The sequence below is a fragment of the Streptomyces sp. NPDC090445 genome (assembly GCF_044769385.1).
Lineage (GTDB): Bacteria > Actinomycetota > Actinomycetes > Streptomycetales > Streptomycetaceae > Streptomyces.
Map to the genome: position 1 here is coordinate 239,021 of NZ_JBIVXV010000002.1, position 15,040 is coordinate 254,060.

General features: G+C 70.1%; 16 protein-coding genes and 1 pseudogene. 8 read left to right on the plus strand and 9 right to left on the minus strand.

The features are described from left to right. The 5 genes and pseudogenes from ACIQUT_RS05785 to ACIQUT_RS05805 form a co-directional block, all read left to right on the plus strand. Positions 1 to 1,112: pseudogene (locus ACIQUT_RS05785) on the plus strand (hypothetical protein); the annotation flags it as partial. Beyond that, positions 1,109 to 1,819 (plus strand): CHAT domain-containing protein, encoded by a 711-nt coding sequence (locus ACIQUT_RS05790; RefSeq protein ID WP_403559849.1) that lies wholly within the window; start codon positions 1,109 to 1,111, stop codon positions 1,817 to 1,819. The pseudogene ACIQUT_RS05785 and the gene ACIQUT_RS05790, both read left to right, overlap by 4 nt. A gap of 109 nt (positions 1,820 to 1,928) precedes the next feature. Beyond that, complete coding sequence (locus ACIQUT_RS05795) at positions 1,929 to 2,552, plus strand: GntR family transcriptional regulator (RefSeq protein ID WP_403560591.1); 624 nt, start codon at positions 1,929 to 1,931, stop codon at positions 2,550 to 2,552. A gap of 232 nt (positions 2,553 to 2,784) precedes the next feature. After that, on the plus strand, positions 2,785 to 5,469 hold the full coding sequence (aceE, locus tag ACIQUT_RS05800) for a pyruvate dehydrogenase (acetyl-transferring), homodimeric type (protein ID WP_403559850.1): 2,685 nt from the start codon (positions 2,785 to 2,787) through the stop codon (positions 5,467 to 5,469). 139 nt (positions 5,470 to 5,608) lie between these two features. Further along, a complete protein-coding gene (locus ACIQUT_RS05805; protein ID WP_403559852.1) occupies positions 5,609 to 6,130 on the plus strand; it encodes a DUF4240 domain-containing protein in 522 nt (173 codons plus the stop codon). 18 nt (positions 6,131 to 6,148) lie between these two features. On the opposite strand, the gene ACIQUT_RS05810 is transcribed toward ACIQUT_RS05805, so the two are convergent. Next, a complete protein-coding gene (locus tag ACIQUT_RS05810; protein WP_403559854.1) occupies positions 6,149 to 6,919 on the minus strand; it encodes an SDR family NAD(P)-dependent oxidoreductase in 771 nt (256 codons plus the stop codon). Positions 6,920 to 7,005: 86 nt separating this feature from the next. Between ACIQUT_RS05810 and ACIQUT_RS05815 the strand changes: the two genes are divergently transcribed. Continuing rightward, the gene (locus ACIQUT_RS05815) at positions 7,006 to 7,698 is read left to right on the plus strand and encodes a TetR/AcrR family transcriptional regulator (RefSeq protein ID WP_403559855.1); all 693 of its coding nucleotides are present in this window, start codon (positions 7,006 to 7,008) and stop codon (positions 7,696 to 7,698) included. On the opposite strand, the gene ACIQUT_RS05820 is transcribed toward ACIQUT_RS05815, so the two are convergent. The 3 genes from ACIQUT_RS05820 to glnA all read right to left on the minus strand — a co-directional run bounded on the left by ACIQUT_RS05820 (position 7,621) and on the right by glnA (position 10,063). Continuing rightward, positions 7,621 to 8,247 carry a GNAT family N-acetyltransferase gene (locus ACIQUT_RS05820; RefSeq protein ID WP_403559857.1) on the minus strand — a complete coding sequence of 209 codons (627 nt, stop codon included), beginning with the start codon at positions 8,245 to 8,247 and terminating at the stop codon, positions 7,621 to 7,623. The genes ACIQUT_RS05815 and ACIQUT_RS05820 overlap by 78 nt on opposite strands. Continuing rightward, entirely contained in the window at positions 8,178 to 8,399 is a 222-nt protein-coding gene (locus ACIQUT_RS05825) for a hypothetical protein (protein WP_403559859.1), read from the minus strand. The genes ACIQUT_RS05820 and ACIQUT_RS05825 overlap by 70 nt, the downstream gene beginning before the upstream one ends. Before the next feature lie 254 nt (positions 8,400 to 8,653). Further along, positions 8,654 to 10,063: a type I glutamate--ammonia ligase gene (glnA, locus tag ACIQUT_RS05830; protein ID WP_403559861.1), complete on the minus strand. Its 1,410-nt coding sequence runs from the start codon at positions 10,061 to 10,063 to the stop codon at positions 8,654 to 8,656. A 185-nt stretch (positions 10,064 to 10,248) separates the two neighbouring features. Here glnA and ACIQUT_RS05835 point away from each other — a divergent pair, with 185 nt between their 5' ends. Both ACIQUT_RS05835 and ACIQUT_RS05840 read left to right on the plus strand, forming a co-directional pair. After that, positions 10,249 to 10,716, plus strand: a complete 468-nt coding sequence (locus tag ACIQUT_RS05835) for an RDD family protein (protein ID WP_403559863.1) — start codon at positions 10,249 to 10,251, stop codon at positions 10,714 to 10,716. A gap of 325 nt (positions 10,717 to 11,041) precedes the next feature. Beyond that, entirely contained in the window at positions 11,042 to 11,680 is a 639-nt protein-coding gene (locus ACIQUT_RS05840) for a recombinase family protein (RefSeq protein ID WP_403559865.1), read from the plus strand. On the opposite strand, the gene ACIQUT_RS05845 is transcribed toward ACIQUT_RS05840, so the two are convergent. The 5 genes from ACIQUT_RS05845 to ACIQUT_RS05865 all read right to left on the minus strand — a co-directional run bounded on the left by ACIQUT_RS05845 (position 11,607) and on the right by ACIQUT_RS05865 (position 15,039). Next, on the minus strand, positions 11,607 to 12,302 hold the full coding sequence (locus ACIQUT_RS05845) for a DUF4191 domain-containing protein (protein WP_403559867.1): 696 nt from the start codon (positions 12,300 to 12,302) through the stop codon (positions 11,607 to 11,609). The two genes, ACIQUT_RS05840 and ACIQUT_RS05845, sit on opposite strands and share 74 nt — an antisense overlap. A 10-nt stretch (positions 12,303 to 12,312) precedes the next feature. Beyond that, complete coding sequence (locus tag ACIQUT_RS05850; RefSeq protein WP_403560593.1) at positions 12,313 to 12,510, minus strand: hypothetical protein; 198 nt, start codon at positions 12,508 to 12,510, stop codon at positions 12,313 to 12,315. Between the two features lie 248 nt (positions 12,511 to 12,758). Beyond that, positions 12,759 to 13,712 carry a lipoyl synthase gene (gene lipA / locus ACIQUT_RS05855; protein WP_403559869.1) on the minus strand — a complete coding sequence of 318 codons (954 nt, stop codon included), beginning with the start codon at positions 13,710 to 13,712 and terminating at the stop codon, positions 12,759 to 12,761. 110 nt (positions 13,713 to 13,822) lie between these two features. Beyond that, positions 13,823 to 14,626 carry a lipoyl(octanoyl) transferase LipB gene (gene lipB / locus ACIQUT_RS05860; RefSeq protein ID WP_403559871.1) on the minus strand — a complete coding sequence of 268 codons (804 nt, stop codon included), beginning with the start codon at positions 14,624 to 14,626 and terminating at the stop codon, positions 13,823 to 13,825. Between the two features lie 86 nt (positions 14,627 to 14,712). Continuing rightward, complete coding sequence (locus tag ACIQUT_RS05865) at positions 14,713 to 15,039, minus strand: hypothetical protein (protein WP_403559873.1); 327 nt, start codon at positions 15,037 to 15,039, stop codon at positions 14,713 to 14,715. Between the last annotated feature and the right edge of the window lies 1 nt (position 15,040).

Below are 15,040 nucleotides of genomic sequence, written 5' to 3' on the forward strand. Positions count from 1 at the left end.
CCATGTCCCTCAACAACCTCGCGCGCATGGCAACAACGCAGGACGCCTTGATCGCCTATGCCGCAGCGGAAAGGGACCTCGCGGTACATCTGGATGCGGCCCGTTACATCGCGGTCCAGCGGGCGGGGCTGGAAATCGCTCGCGCGGACGCCAATTCCGGCCTCCGGACGCTCATCTCCATCGCAGGCTGTCGGACGTCAGACACTCAAGTTGATCTTGCCGCTTTCCATGCCCGGCAAAGCCTCCGCCTCTACATCCAGGCAGACGACTCACACGTATCCCAGGTCAGCACTCTGTGGCGTGATACGGCTGGCTCCGAGCCCCCGCCCTGGCTGATGCTCCCCCAAGACGCACTGGACCTGGCCGTCGAATGGATCAACCGCCCCAGCTGGGCTGCATCCCGTGCCTTCTGGGACGACCATGCCGAAGACCTCCGGTCGCCCGAGACCGCGTTGGCCCTGGAGGAGCTCGCCCTGGTGAGTGAGGCGGCTGAGGAGCACCTCCGGATCGCGTGCAAGGCGGAGGACACCGATCCAGACGACGCCTTCCGCCCCTACATCACCGGCGAACTCCTCAACACTTGGGCCGGACTTTCCACCTGGGAAGAGTCCGAGACCTTCCTCACCGATCACGCGGCGGCGCTCCTCCACGACCAGGCCCTTACGCTGCTCGCATCCGACCTGGAAACGGCGCAGTCGGCCGTGCACTTCGCGCTGAGCACCCTTGCCCGCGCTGACGGGATCCCGACCGCCTTCCGGTACGTCGAGGACCGGCCTGCCGTGCACGAGCGGCTCCGGCAGGTCATGGCCGACCCCGGCCTGGATCCTGATCTGTTGCACGCGCTCGCCTTGCTGGAGCGCTTCGTCTACCAGGACCACTTCACCGGCACGGCCCACCTCGCCCTCGCCTCTGCCCTGGCCGGCTCCCCGCCCGCCCCTGTCACCTGGCCCCCCGCCGAGCCCGCCGACCGGGATCGGGTGATCTCCGAGATCGCGACGCTGATCGGGCGGCACCCCCAACATGCACCCGCCCTGAGCAGCCTGATCCAGCAGATCCTCGCCGCGGCAGCGGACGGAGCCGTAGACCCCCCGGACCGGACAGCCCCTGCATGACCACGCCCGCCCCCTCCCCCGCCCGCATCCTCGTGGTCCAGGCCTCCTCTCCCCGGATCCCCGCGGCCCCCGATGCCGGGGCCGAGTTCCGGGAGATCCGGCTCAGCGTCGACGGGGGCCGGTACCGGGATGCGGTGGTGTTGGAGGCGTTGCAGGCGGCGCGGCTGCCCGACGTGACCGCGCGGCTGATCCGGGAGGTGCCTGCGGTGCTGCACTTCTCGGCGCGGGGGACGCCGGACGGGGGTGGGCTGCGGTTCCTCACGGAGGACGGGGGTGATGCGCCGGTGCGGGACCGGGGGCTGGCGAAGCTGTTGTGCGAGTTCGTCGGGGACGGGCTGCGGGTGGTGGTGCTGAACGCCTGCTGGACGTCGGAGCTGGCGGGGATGCTGGTGGAGGCGGTGCCGTGTGTGATCGGGACGGCGGGGCCGATCCGGGACGGGGAGTGCCGTACGTATTCCCGGACGCTCTACAGTTCGCTCGCCCACGGCCGGTCCGTCGGCCAGTCCCACCGGATCGCGGTGCACGAGGCCGAGGCCTGCGGCGCGGATGCCGCGTTCCTGCCCGCTCTGGTGTCCTCCCCCGCCACGATCCCGGATGCGGTGTACCTGATCGGCCCGGAGTTCCGGTCGCCGCCGGTGCGGACTCCGGTCAAGCCGCTTGGGGGTGCGCCGACATGGCTGCGGTTCGCGCGGAAGCGGCGGCTGTAACCAGCCTCACCCGGCGGCCCTGTGCACGGACGCTCCCCGTCGGGCTACTGCGCCGTATTGTCTACGCATCAGAGCTGTGCATGCCCCTACAGGAGATGAAGCCCCGATGATCACCCCACCCGTCGTGCACTCGCTGCGCGAGCAGATCCGCGAGCACATCGTGGAGGGGATCGTCAGCGGGCGCTGGAAGCCCGGCGAGCGGATCGTGGAGCGGCGGATCGCCGTCGAGCTGGAGGTCAGCCAGACGCCGGTGCGGGAGGCGCTGCGCGAGCTGGAGACGCTGCGGCTGATCGAGTCGGCGCCGAACAAGGGTGTCCGCGTGCGCAATCTCACGGCGGCGGACCTGGAGGAGATCTACCCGGTTCGGGCCGGCCTGGAGCAGATCGCGGCGGAGCTGGCCGCGCCGAGGCTGGCGGTGGACTGTTCGGCGCTGGAGCCGCATGTCGCGGCGCTGTGGGAGGCCGACCGGGCGTCGGACGGCACGGCGCAGGTGCGGCACACGGTCGGGTTCCACCGGGAGATGGTGCGGGCGGCGGGGAACAGCGTGCTGCTGCACACCTGGGAGGGTCTGGGCATCGAGGTGTTCACGGCGTTGTCGATCCGCTGGCTGGGGACGGTGCAGAAGTCGTACGCGGAGGAGCACGCGGCGCTCGTCGAGGCCTTCCGCAATCAGGATCCGGACATCGGGGTGCTGGTGAAGCGGCACGTTCTGGGGTGTGCGCCCCGCGCCTGACCTTCCCGACCGTCGCCCTTTTCGTACCGATTTACCCGGCACGCGGTGTCTGATCTGATGGCACCGCGTGCCGACTTTTCGTTGATGTGCCGTAACTTGGACGCAATCGTTTGATCGATCATCGATCAGGGATTTACAGTCTTCGCGGGCCCCACCGGGTCCGCCTGCCCTGTCCTGCCCGTCAGGGTTCTTCTTCACCACCTCTCCTTTGTCCGGAAGGCGGCGCACACCGATGTCCGACCCCGTAGGAAAGCTTCCGAGCGAGCTCGACCAGCTCCCGGACCGCGACACCGAAGAGACCGCCGAATGGGCGGCCTCGCTCGACGCCGTCGCCAAGGCCGCCGGTACGCGCCGCGCCGAATACCTGCTCCGCCGCACCCTCCAGCACGCCGAGGCCGCCGGCCTGGCCCTGCCGAAGCTGCTGGAGACGGACTACGTCAACACCATCCCCACCTCCGCCGAGCCGGCCTTCCCCGGTGACGAGGAGATGGAGGCCCGCATCACCGCGTGGAACCGCTGGAACGCGGCCGCCATGGTGACCCGCGGCGCGAAGTACGGCGTCGGCGGCCACATCGCCACCTTCGCCTCGGCGGCCTGGCTCTACGAGACCGGCTTCCAGCACTTCTTCCGCGGCAAGGAGACCGACGGCTCGGGCGACCAGATCTACGTCCAGGGCCACGCCTCCCCCGGCATCTACGCCCGCGCCTTCCTCGACGGGCGCATCTCCGAGCAGCAGCTCGACAACTTCCGCCAGGAGTCCGGCGGCAACGGCCTGCCCTCCTACCCGCACCCGCGGCGCCTGCCCTGGCTGTGGGAGTTCCCCACCGTCTCCATGGGCCTCGGCCCGCTGTCCGCGATCTACCAGGCGCGGTTCAACCGCTACCTGGAGAACCGCAAGATCAAGGACACCTCCAACTCGCACGTCTGGGCCTTCCTCGGCGACGGCGAGATGGACGAGCCCGAGTCGACGGCGGCCCTGGCCCTCGCGGCCCGCGAGGGTCTCGACAACCTGACCTTCGTCATCAACTGCAACCTGCAGCGCCTCGACGGCCCGGTCCGCGCCAACTTCCGCGTGGTCCAGGAGCTGGAGGGCGCCTTCCGCGGCGCCGGCTGGAACGTCGTCAAGACCCTGTGGGGCTCCGCCTGGGACGAGCTGTTCCAGCTCGACACCACGGGCGCCCTGGTCCGCCGCCTCCGCGAGACCCCGGACGCGCAGTTCCAGACGTACGCCACCCGTGACGCGGCCTACATCCGCGAGCACTTCTTCGGCGGCGACCCGTCCCTCGTGGCCCTCGGCGGCCTGCTGTCCGACGCGAAGATCTCCGAGTGCTTCCACACCTCGCGCGGCGGCCACGAGCCCCGCAAGGTCTACGCCGCGTACAAGGCCGCCCTGGAGCACAAGGGCGCGCCGACGGTCATCCTGGCGCAGACCGTCAAGGGCTACACGCTGGGTGCCGGGTTCGAGTCGAAGAACGCGAACCACCAGATGAAGAAGCTGACGATCGACGAGTTCAAGGGCATGCGCGACCTGCTCGGACTCCCGATCCCGGACAGCGCCTTCGCCGACGGCGTGGTTCCGTACGGCCACCCGGGCGCCGACTCCCCCGAGGTCCGCTACCTGCACGAGCGCCGCGCGGCCCTCGGCGGCCCCGCCCCGGCCCGCAAGGTCCACCACGTGGCCCTGCCGCAGCCGGCCGACAAGTCGTACGCCCCGCTGCTCAAGGGTTCCGGCAAGCAGGAGATGGCCACCACCATGGCCTTCGTCCGCCTGGTCAAGGACCTGATGCGGGACAAGGAGACCGGCCGCCGCTGGGTGCCGATCGTCCCCGACGAGGCCCGCACCTTCGGTATGGAGTCCCTCTTCCCGTCGGCCGGCATCTACTCGCCGCTGGGCCAGACGTACGAGCCGGTCGACCGCGACCAGCTGATGTACTACAAGGAGGCCAAGGACGGCCAGATCCTCAACGAGGGGATCACCGAGGCCGGCGCCATGGCCGACTTCATCGCCGCCGCCACGTCGTACGCGACGCACGGCGAGACGATGATCCCGTTCTACATCTTCTACTCGATGTTCGGCTGGCAGCGCACGGGCGACCAGATGTGGCAGCTCGCCGACCAGCTCGGCAAGGGCTTCATCGTCGGCGCCACGGCCGGCCGCACCACCCTGACCGGTGAGGGCCTGCAGCACGCCGACGGCCACTCGCACCTGATCGCGGCCACCAACCCGGCCTCGCTCAACTACGACCCGGCCTTCGCGTACGAGATCGCGGTGATCGTCAAGGACGGTCTGGAGCGCATGTACGGGGAGAACCCGGAGGACGTCTTCTACTACCTGACGGTCTACAACGAGCCGAAGCCGCAGCCGGCCATGCCCGAGGGTGTCGAGGAAGGCATCGTCAAGGGCCTGTACCGGTTCAACACGGCCGCCGCCCTGGGCGAGGCCGCCCCGGCCTCGGACGCCCCGAAGATCCAGCTGATGGCCTCGGGTACGGCCATCCACTGGATCCTGGAGGCCCAGCAGCTGCTGGCCGCCGACTGGAACGTGGCCGCCGACGTGTGGTCCGCCACCTCCTGGGGCGAGCTGCGCCGCGACGCGCTGGAGGCCGACGAGGCCCTGCTGCGCGGCGAGGAGCGCACCCCGTACGTCACCCGTGTGCTGGAGGGCGCCCCGGGCCCGGTGCTCGCCGTCTCCGACTGGATGCGCCAGGTCCCGGACCAGATCAGCCAGTGGGTCCCGCAGGACTACACCTCGCTGGGCACGGACGGCTTCGGCCTCTCCGACACCCGTGCGGGCGCCCGCCGCCACTTCGGCGTCGACGCGCAGTCCATCGTGGTCGCCGCCTTGGCCCAGCTCGCCCGCCGCGGCGAGGTGCCGGCGTCCTCCGTCAAGGAGGCCCGCGAGCGCTACGGCCTGTAGGCCGTACCGTCTGCCGTGACCGAAGGCGGCCCGTCCCCGGAAGGGGAGGGGCCGCCTTCGGCGTTCCTCGGTGTTCTTCTGCGCGTACTGTCGGATTCTCGCGGTGGCGGACTCACGGCGGACCCGTGATGCTGAAGCGGTGATGGACGAGACGGAGTTCTGGGAGATCGTCGACAACACCCGGGTGGCCGCCGAGGGCGACCCGGTGGAACACGCCGACCTGCTCGTGGAGCGGCTGGCGCAGCTCGATCCGGACTCCGTCCTGGATTTCGCCCGGCATTTCGAGTCCCGGTACAACCGGGCGTACACCTGGGACCTGTGGGGGGCCGCCTGGGTGCTGCTGGACGGGGCGAGCGACGACGCGTTCGACTACTTCCGGTGCTGGCTGATCGGCCAGGGGCGGGAGGCGTTCGAGGGCGCGGTCCACGACCCGGACCAGCTGGCGGAGCTCCTCGGCGAGTTCGACGAGGAGATCGACGGGGACGGCGAGGAGCTCGGGTACGCGGCCGACGAGGCGTACGAGCAGCTCACCGGCACGGTCGCGCCGGACCTCGGTGTTCCGCTCCAGCCGGCGGAGCCGGAGGGCACCCCGCTGGACTTCGAGAACGAAGCCGTGCTCGCGGAGCGCTTCCCCCGGCTGTGGGCGCGCTTCAGGCCCTGACCGGCGCGTGGGGGCGGGTCAGAAGTGGGTGCCGCCGTCGATGCGGATCTCCGTGCCGGTGATGAAGGCGCCGTCCTGCGAGGCCAGCATGGCGACGACGCCGGCGACGGTCTCGGGGCCGGCGAAGCCCTGGCCGATGGCCGGGGCGAGCTTCGCGAACAGGCTCCAGTCGGTGTCCTCGGGCAGGCCGGGGCCGGCGCCGGTCGTCATGCCGCTCTCGATGGAGCCGGGGGCGACGGCGACGAAGCGGAGGCCCTGCTTGCTGTACTCGGCTGCCAGGGCGTGCGTCATGGACTGGATGCCGCCCTTGCTGGCCGCGTACGCGGACATGTACGGGTGGGCGAACGAGGCCGAGGTGGAGCTGAAGTTCACGACGACCGGCTTGTCGCCCTCCAGCAGCGCCGGCAGCGACTCGCGGATCATCAGGAAGGTCCCGGTGAGGTTGACCGTGATGACCTTGTTCCACAGGTCGAGGCCGGTCTGGTGGGTGTGCGCGGAGCGCAGGATGCCCGCGGCGTTGACCAGCACGTCGAGCCCGCCGAGGAGCCCGACGGCGGCGGTGACCCCGGCCTGGACGGAGGCCTCGTCGGCTATGTCGAGGAGGGCGGTGGTGAGCCGGTCCTCGTGCCCGGCGGCGCGGGCCTGGTCGGCGGTCTCCTTGAGGCCGGCCTCGCTGACGTCCACGGTGTGGACGCGGCCGCCCTCGGCGAGGATGCGGTGGACGGTGGCGCGGCCGATGCCGGAGCCGCCGCCGGTGATGAGGACACGGCGTCCTTCGAAACGGTTCATGGGGCGAGCGTACCCACGCTGTGACGCGTTTTGCCAGGCCGCCAAAACGTGCAACTCATACACAACCGGAAGGGTAGGCTGCAGGCGTGAGATCCCCTCGTCCGTACTCCCCTCAGACCGGCCCCGGCGCGCAGTCGCTGACCGAGCGCCGCAAGGCCGCCACCCAGCTCGACATCGCCCGCGCCGCCTGTGCCCTGTTCGCCGAGCGCGGCCCCGACGGCACCACCGCCGAGGACATCGCACACCGCGCCGGCGTCGCCCTGCGCACGTTCTACCGCTACTTCCGCAACAAGCAGGAGGCCGTCGGCCCGCTGCTCGCGACCGGCGGCGAGCGGTGGCGCAGCGTGCTCGCGGAGGAAACCCCCGGCACCCCGCTGGGCGAGGCCCTGGAACGCGCGATCACCCGCTCCCTCGCCGACCCCCAGACCGCCGAGGAGGGCCTGGAGGTGACCCGCGGCCTGCTCCGCGCGGCGGCGGGCGACCCGGCGCTGCGCGCCGTCTGGTACCGCGTGAACCAGGACTCCGAGGAGCAGCTCGTCCCGGTGATCGCCCGCCTGGCCGGCCAGGGCGCCGACCCGCTCGGGGTCCGCCTGCTCGCCGCGGCCGCCACGGACGCGATCCGCATCGCCCTGGAGCTGTGGTCCGGCACGGACGCGCCCCGCACCGGCCCGGCCTCCCCCGCCGAACTGGCGATCCGCGCCCTACGCGACCTGACCGGCGCGATGCCCTTGCTGACCCGCCCCGCCGAGACCAGGGGATCCGCCCGGCCATCGACCTGACAACGTAGGTCGGGTGCTCTCGCGGCCAGGCGTCAGGCGGTACTCGATCAACCCGTTCAGCACCCCGACTCGCGTGAAGCCCGCCTTCGCGAGCACCCGTCCCGAGGCGGGGTTGTCGGGGTGGTGTTCGGCGCCGAGGGAGTCGAGGCCGGCGGTGGTGAAGGCGAAGGTGACGAGTTCCTTGACGGCCCTCGTCGCGTGGCCCTGCCCCCAGCGGTCCTCGCGCAGGACGTAGCTCACCCGACCGTGACCGTCGGGTCGATGGCCGAGCTTGACGACACCGGCCAGGTCTCCGGCGACGTCCACGCCGAGGATGTACTGCTCGACCGGATCGGCCGCGGCCCACTCGCGCGCACGCACCACGTATTCCTCGGCCTCCTGGGCGGTCATCGCGGAGCGCCCCAGGAACGTGGCGGCGGCCCCGCCGAAGACGCGGCGAACGGCTGGGGCATCGGCGGCTGGGAGGAACCGGAGCACGATCACGAGGCGGTGAGGAGGGCAGCCAGGTCGGTGGCGGACGGCCGGCCCTCCGGCGCCGGGGCCAGGCACGCGCGGATCACCTTCTCGGCCGCCCCGACCTTGCGGAAGACGCCCTCACCGCTGCTCTTGCCCAGTCTCTTTCGCCACGCCGCCGTGCCGCAGTGCTGAGCGATCTCGCCGTGCTCGGGGTCCATCGCGGCGACGTCGACCAGGTCGTGCATTACGCCGAGACCATGGTCAGCCTGGCCGGCCAGACGAACTCGGGCTTCATCGGCAAGAAGCTGGACGGACTTCGAGGGCGCCTTGCCCCACTCAGCGCATCGAGAACACCGCCTGAACCCCTTTCCGGAAACGGAATGGCAAAGGGTCCCGCCACCCTCCGCAGAGGCTGGCGGGACCCTTGTTTCCGCAGGTCAGGAGGGGCTTCCGGGACGCGTCGCCATGGGCGACGCCATGCCCCGGTTCCTCCCGTTTCCTAGAGGTCGAAGTACAGCTCGAACTCGTGCGGGTGCGGGCGCTGGGCGATCGGGGCGATCTCGTGGGTGCGCTTGTAGTCGATCCACGTCTCGATCAGGTCGGAGGTGAAGACACCGCCGGCGAGGAGGTACTCGTGGTCGTCCTCCAGGGCCTTGAGGACGTCCTCCAGGCTGGACGGGACCTGCGGGACGCTCGCGTGCTCGTCGGGGGCGAGCTCGTAGAGGTCCTTGTCGATCGGCTCCATCGGCTCGATCTTGTTCTTGACACCGTCGAGGCCCGCGAGCAGCAGCGCCGAGAAGGCGAGGTACGGGTTGGAGGACGGGTCCGGGGCGCGGAACTCGACGCGCTTGGCCTTCGGGTTCGAGCCCGTGATCGGGATGCGCATGGCGGCGGAGCGGTTGCGCTGCGAGTACACCAGGTTGACCGGCGCCTCGAAGCCCGGCACCAGGCGGTGGTACGAGTTCACCGTCGGGTTGGTGAAGGCGAGCAGCGACGGGGCGTGCTTGAGGATGCCGCCGATGTAGTAGCGGGCGGTGTCCGACAGGCCCGCGTAGCCGGCCTCGTCGTAGAAGAGCGGCTCGCCGCCCTGCCACAGCGACTGGTGGACGTGCATGCCCGAACCGTTGTCGCCGAAGATCGGCTTCGGCATGAAGGTCGCGGTCTTGCCGTTGCGCCAGGCGACGTTCTTCACGATGTACTTGAAGAGCATCAGGTCGTCGGCCGCGGCGAGCAGCGTGTTGAACTTGTAGTTGATCTCGGCCTGGCCGCCGGTGCCGACCTCGTGGTGCTGGCGCTCGACCTGGAGGCCCTGGGCGTCCAGTTCGAGGGAGATCTCGGCGCGCAGGTCGGCGAAGTGGTCGACCGGGGCGACCGGGAAGTAGCCGCCCTTGTAGCGGACCTTGTAACCGCGGTTGTTCTCCTCGGAGCCGGTGTTCCAGGCGCCGGCCTCGGAGTCGATGTGGTAGAAGCCCTCGTTCGCGGTGGTCGCGAAGCGCACGCTGTCGAAGATGTAGAACTCGGCCTCGGGGCCGAAGAACGCGGTGTCGGCGATGCCGGTGGAGGCGAGGTACGCCTCGGCCTTCTTCGCGATGTTGCGCGGGTCGCGGCTGTAGGCCTCGCCCGTGATCGGGTCGTGGATGAAGAAGTTGATGTTCAGCGTCTTGTCGCGGCGGAACGGGTCCAGGCGCGCGGTGCTGATGTCGGCACGCAGGGCCATGTCGGACTCGTGGATGGCCTGGAAGCCGCGGATCGAGGAACCGTCGAAGGCGAGCTCCTCCGCCGGGTCGAACGCCCGCGCCGGGATGGTGAAGTGCTGCATCACACCAGGCAGGTCGCAGAAGCGGACGTCGACGAACTTGACGTCGTTCTCCTCGATGTACTGCTTCACTTCGTCGGCGTTCTGGAACATCCAACTCCTCCTACTCCCGACCCCGGGGGAGGGACGGGTTGCATAGCTCGTGGTGCGTCAGTGCGGTGCCGCACGCTGACCCGACCATAAGCAGACGGGATTTCCCAAGCATGACCCATTTGTTTCGCACAAGTTAACCAGGGTCCGGCCGGGGGCGCGCGGAGCGCCACAGGTACCGTGGTCCGGTGGACAACAGGCAAGCAATGGGATCGTGGCTCTCCGGCCCCCGCGCGGCGGCCGAGGACATGGGCGTCGACTTCGGCTACCCGGGCCAGCGGCTCGGCCTGCCCCAGGAGGGATCCGGCTCCGCGGCGCGCTTCGGGCGCCGCCTGGGCGGTGTGGCCGTCGACTGGATCGCCTGCCAGGTGATCGCATACGGGCTGATCACCGGCGGCAACGCGACCGCGACCGGCAACTGGACGCTGCTGCTCTTCGTGGTGCTGAGCATCCTGACCCTCGGCACCGTGGGCTTCACTCCCGGGAAGCGGCTCGTGGGCCTGCGCGTGGTCGCGGAGGACGGCGGCCGCCTGGGCTTCGGCCGGGCGGTGCTGCGCACGCTGCTGCTCGCCCTGGTCATCCCGGCGCTGGTCTGGGACCGGGACGGCCGCGGCCTGCACGACCGCCTGGCCCGCGCCGTCCAGGTCCGCATCTAGCCAGGGCCGGGCAGCCGGCCGTCCCATTCCACATCTGGGCAGACGCCGGAACAGCAGACACAGAAACCAGGGGCGCCCCCGCAGCCATTCGCTCGGGGGCGCCCCTGGTTGTCGTATACGACATACGAAAAGCGACTCAACGCATCTTCCCACCGCGCGGCAGAGGAAGGCGGATGAAGTGTGCTCGAACGGACTGCCGTACGGATCACGCATCCGTTTGTTCTCCCCACAAGCCCGCTGCCACCGACGTAGGCTCAGGCCAGCACATGGGTGACCCCGGCAGCGCGCCAACGCTCCGGGGTCTGGCCAGTCCGGAGGGACTGACATGGGTGAGTCTTTCATGTCTGCGATCAACGTTGCATCACACACGATGCAATATTCCACACTCCGCGCGGTCGACTACCTGCGGGTGTCCACTGAGGAGCAGGCCAAGGGCTACGGCATCGCCTACACGGGCAAGCGGACGGCCGCCCACATCCTGCGGAAGGGTTGGGCGCACGTCGACACCTTCATGGACGAAGGTGAGTCGGGAACCCTGCCGTGGGAGCAGCGCGACGGCGCCACCAAAATTATGGATCTTGCTGTGCAGGCGCCTCGGCCGTTCGATTTGGTCTGCGTCTATGAGACACGGGCCGTCGGCCGGCAGAACCGCGTGTTCTGGGAATGGGTCTGGAAGCTGCAAGACCTCGGCATCTTCGTGGCCGTGGTCGATGAGGACATCGACAACACCACCGAAGACGGCGAAGCGCGCATGCGCGACATGGCGAACGAAGGTGCGTCAGGCCGCTGGGAGCGCGTCATGAGTGTGATGGAGGGGTGTGACGGGGCGCCCGTAGCCCCCCGCCACCCGCTTCCGAAGTTGGAGATGACCGGCAAGGTTCGGCCGGGTGTCATCCTCGCGGTGAGCGACCTCGAATGCCACGCCCAGGAATCGGGCCCTTCGGCAGCGGCATGTTGCTCATGAGGTCGCCCATGGCGCGCAGCTTGTCGTTGGCCTGGGTGACCTGCGGGCCGGACAGCACCCGCGGCAGCTTGAGCAGGGTGGTGCGCAGCTTCTTCAGCGGGACCTGGCCCTCGCCGTTGCCCACGATGAAGTCGTGGACCGGGACGTCCGGCATGATGCGGGCGAGCTTGCGCTTCTCGGCGGCCAGCAGCGGCTTGACCCGGTTGGCGTTGCCCTCGGCGATGAGCGCGACGCCGGCCTTGCCCACGGCACGGTGGACGAGGTCCTGGCTGCGGTTCATCGCGACGGCGGGGGTGGTCGTCCAGCCCCGGCCCACGTTGTCCAGTACCGCCGCGGCGGCGCCCGGCTGGCCTTCCATCTGCCCGAAGGCGGCCCGCTCGGCACGGCGCCCGAAGACGATCGCCGTCGCGAGGAACGCCACCAGGAAGCCCAGGATGCCCAGGTAGACCGGGTGGTCGATCAGGAAGCCGATCCCGAGGAAGACACCGAAGGTGATGATTCCGACGGCCGCAAGGATCAGACCGACCTTCGGGTCGGCCTTGCTCGTCATCTTGTAGGTGAGGGCGATCTGCTTCAGTCGCCCTGTTGTCGCAGCAGTCTCTGCGTTTGCCTTCCTCGCCATACAGCGAAGTTTACGTGGCCTGTGGGGTCCGGGTCGCCGCGGCCTCGAGTACGTGCTCGGTTTCGACGCGGTCCTTCGCGCGCCGGCGGTCCTCCAGGACCGCGGCCCAGGCGTTGCGGCGGGCGCCGCTCATGAGCAGCGATTCGAGGCCCCGGAAGGCCTCTGTGAACGACGGAATGGCGATGGCGCGTACGGGCGCGGCCTGCATGGTCTCGTTCCCTTTCACGGTGCTCACGTCGGTCCGGAGGGCGCACTGCGGGGGTGGCGCGAGGGTGCGACGGTGTGCGCGGTGCGTTGACCCATGGTCACTGACTGGTGTTACCAGGGCATGACCGGTCGGTCAAACGGTGATGAAACATTTACGCGGCCCGTCGGATCTCTTCCCTCGAAGAGCCTACGGGCCGCGTCCATGCGGTGTTACCGGTCGGTAATTTTTGTGCGTGACGTCACACGCTGCTACGCGATGGCTCCGCTCCGCTTGTCCATCGCCTGCTGGTAGAGGCGGCCGGCCCGGTACGAGGAGCGGACCAGCGGGCCCGACATCACACCGGAGAAGCCGATCTCCTCGGCCTCCTTCGCCAGCTCCACGAACTCGGCCGGCTTCACCCAGCGCTCGACGGGGTGGTGCCGCGGCGACGGGCGCAGGTACTGGGTGATGGTGATGAGCTCGCAGCCGGCCTCGTGCAGGTCGCGCAGGGCCTGCGTGACCTCCTCGCGCTCCTCGCCCATGCCGAGGATCAGGTTCGACTTGGTGACCAGGCCGTACGCGCGGGCCTTGGTGATCACTTCGAGGGAGCGCTCGTAGCGGAAGCCCGGGCGGATCCGGCGGAAGATCCGCGGGACCGTCTCGACGTTGTGCGCGAAGACCTCGGGGCGGGAGGCGAAGACCTCCTCCAGCAGCTCCGGAACCGCGTTGAAGTCGGGGGCCAGCAGCTCGACCTTGGTGTGGCCGCCCTCGCGGCCCGCCGTCTGCGCGTGGATCTGGCGCACGGTCTCGGCGTACAGCCAGGCGCCGCCGTCCTCCAGGTCGTCGCGGGCGACGCCGGTGATGGTGGCGTAGTTCAGGTCCATGGTGACGACGGACTCGCCGACGCGGCGGGGCTCGTCCCGGTCCAGGGCCTCGGGCTTGCCGGTGTCGATCTGGCAGAAGTCACAGCGCCGGGTGCACTGGTCGCCGCCGATGAGGAAGGTCGCCTCGCGGTCTTCCCAGCACTCGTAGATGTTCGGGCAGCCGGCTTCCTGGCACACCGTGTGCAGGCCCTCGCCCTTCACGAGGTTCTGCATCTTCGTGTACTCGGGACCCATCTTCGCCCGGGTCTTGATCCACTCGGGCTTGCGCTCGATGGGGGTCTGGCTGTTGCGGACCTCCAGACGCAGCATCTTGCGTCCGTCGGGTGCGACTGCGGACACGACCGGCTCCCTGTGACTGTGATTCCTCGGCGCCCACCAGGGTACGCCCGTAAATTCGTACGCTCTTACGTCGGCCAACCTGCGGGTGGCCGGACACATTCCCCCGGCGGCTAAGCCCCCGGGGCGGTCTCGATCTCCCGCGGCCGCAGCTCGGCGTTCTCCAGCACGTCCTTCAGGTGCCTCTCGACCACCGGCAGCACCTCGGCGATGCCGACCTCACGGCCCAGTTCGTACGAGAGGGACGTCACACCGGCGTCGCGGATGCCGCAGGGCACGATCCGGTCGAACCAGGTGTTGTCGGGGTTCACGTTGAACGAGAAGCCGTGCATCGTGACGCCCTTGGCGACGCGGATGCCGATCGCCGCCAGCTTGCGGTCCTCGCGGCGCTGGCCGGCGTTGGACGGGGCGTACTCGGGGCCGTTCAGGCGGGCGTCGAACTCATCGTCGTGCAGACGCGGGTCGAAGTCCAGGGACAGGCCGCCGATCTTCGGCCGCTGCTCCACCGGGTCGCCCAGCACCCACACGCCGGAGCGGCCCTCCACCCGGGTGGTCTCCAGGCCGAACTCGGCGGCGGTGCGGATCAGCGCCTCCTCCAGCCGGCGCACGTGCGCGACGACGTCCACCGGCCGCGGCAGCTTCATGATCGGGTAGCCGACCAGCTGCCCCGGGCCGTGCCAGGTGATCTTTCCGCCGCGGTCCACGTCGACGACGGGCGTGCCGTCGAGGGGGCGCTCGCTGTCGGCGGTGCGCCGCCCGGCCGTGTAGACGGGCCGGTGCTCCAGCAGCAGGCAGGTGTCCTCGATCTCGTCCGCAAAGCGGGCGGCGTGGACCCGGCGCTGCTCGTCCCAGGCCTCGGTGTACTCGACGTAGTCGTCCGGTCCGAAGCCCAGATGGACAAACCCAAGCTCAGCCACCGCAGCGCCTCCTCGTTGAACCTGCTGTGTGCACGTATCGCACCAGCCAAGAGTACGGCGGCCGGCCACGGCCGCTCCGGGGCCCCTCAGCCGTCCCCTTGCAGCCCCCGCCCCGGCCCCGATTCCGGTTCCGGTTCCCGCCCCGGCTTCGGCCCCGGCGGCAGGCCCGGCAGCAGCGGGGGCCGTCTGCGCCCCCTGGGCGGCCGGTCCGGGTCCTCGTCCGCGCGCGGCAGCCGCCGGTGCCCCTCGGAGTGGTCGTTGACCCAGCCGCACACCCCGCACGCGTACCGCCCGTCGAGCCCCGCGATGTACGTGCCGCACCGGCGGCACTCCGCCTCGGTGATCTCGGGTGCACGGAGCGGCTGCGCGGTGGAGTCGGCGGGCGGCTCCGCCCGGGTCGGCCTGCGGGTCATG

Excerpts from the sequence above, each read along its gene's own strand:
- ACIQUT_RS05845 (WP_403559867.1), bottom strand. The coding sequence starts at position 12,302 with ATGGCGAGGAAGGCAAACGCAGAGACTGCTGCGACAACAGGGCGACTG.
- ACIQUT_RS05790 (WP_403559849.1), top strand. The coding sequence starts at position 1,109 with ATGACCACGCCCGCCCCCTCCCCCGCCCGCATCCTCGTGGTCCAGGCC.
- ACIQUT_RS05840 (WP_403559865.1), top strand. The coding sequence starts at position 11,042 with ATGGGTGAGTCTTTCATGTCTGCGATCAACGTTGCATCACACACGATG.
- aceE (WP_403559850.1), top strand. The coding sequence starts at position 2,785 with ATGTCCGACCCCGTAGGAAAGCTTCCGAGCGAGCTCGACCAGCTCCCG.
- ACIQUT_RS05850 (WP_403560593.1), bottom strand. The coding sequence starts at position 12,510 with ATGCAGGCCGCGCCCGTACGCGCCATCGCCATTCCGTCGTTCACAGAG.
- glnA (WP_403559861.1), bottom strand. The coding sequence starts at position 10,063 with ATGTTCCAGAACGCCGACGAAGTGAAGCAGTACATCGAGGAGAACGAC.
- ACIQUT_RS05810 (WP_403559854.1), bottom strand. The coding sequence starts at position 6,919 with ATGAACCGTTTCGAAGGACGCCGTGTCCTCATCACCGGCGGCGGCTCC.
- ACIQUT_RS05865 (WP_403559873.1), bottom strand. The coding sequence starts at position 15,039 with ATGACCCGCAGGCCGACCCGGGCGGAGCCGCCCGCCGACTCCACCGCG.
- ACIQUT_RS05825 (WP_403559859.1), bottom strand. The coding sequence starts at position 8,399 with ATGCACGACCTGGTCGACGTCGCCGCGATGGACCCCGAGCACGGCGAG.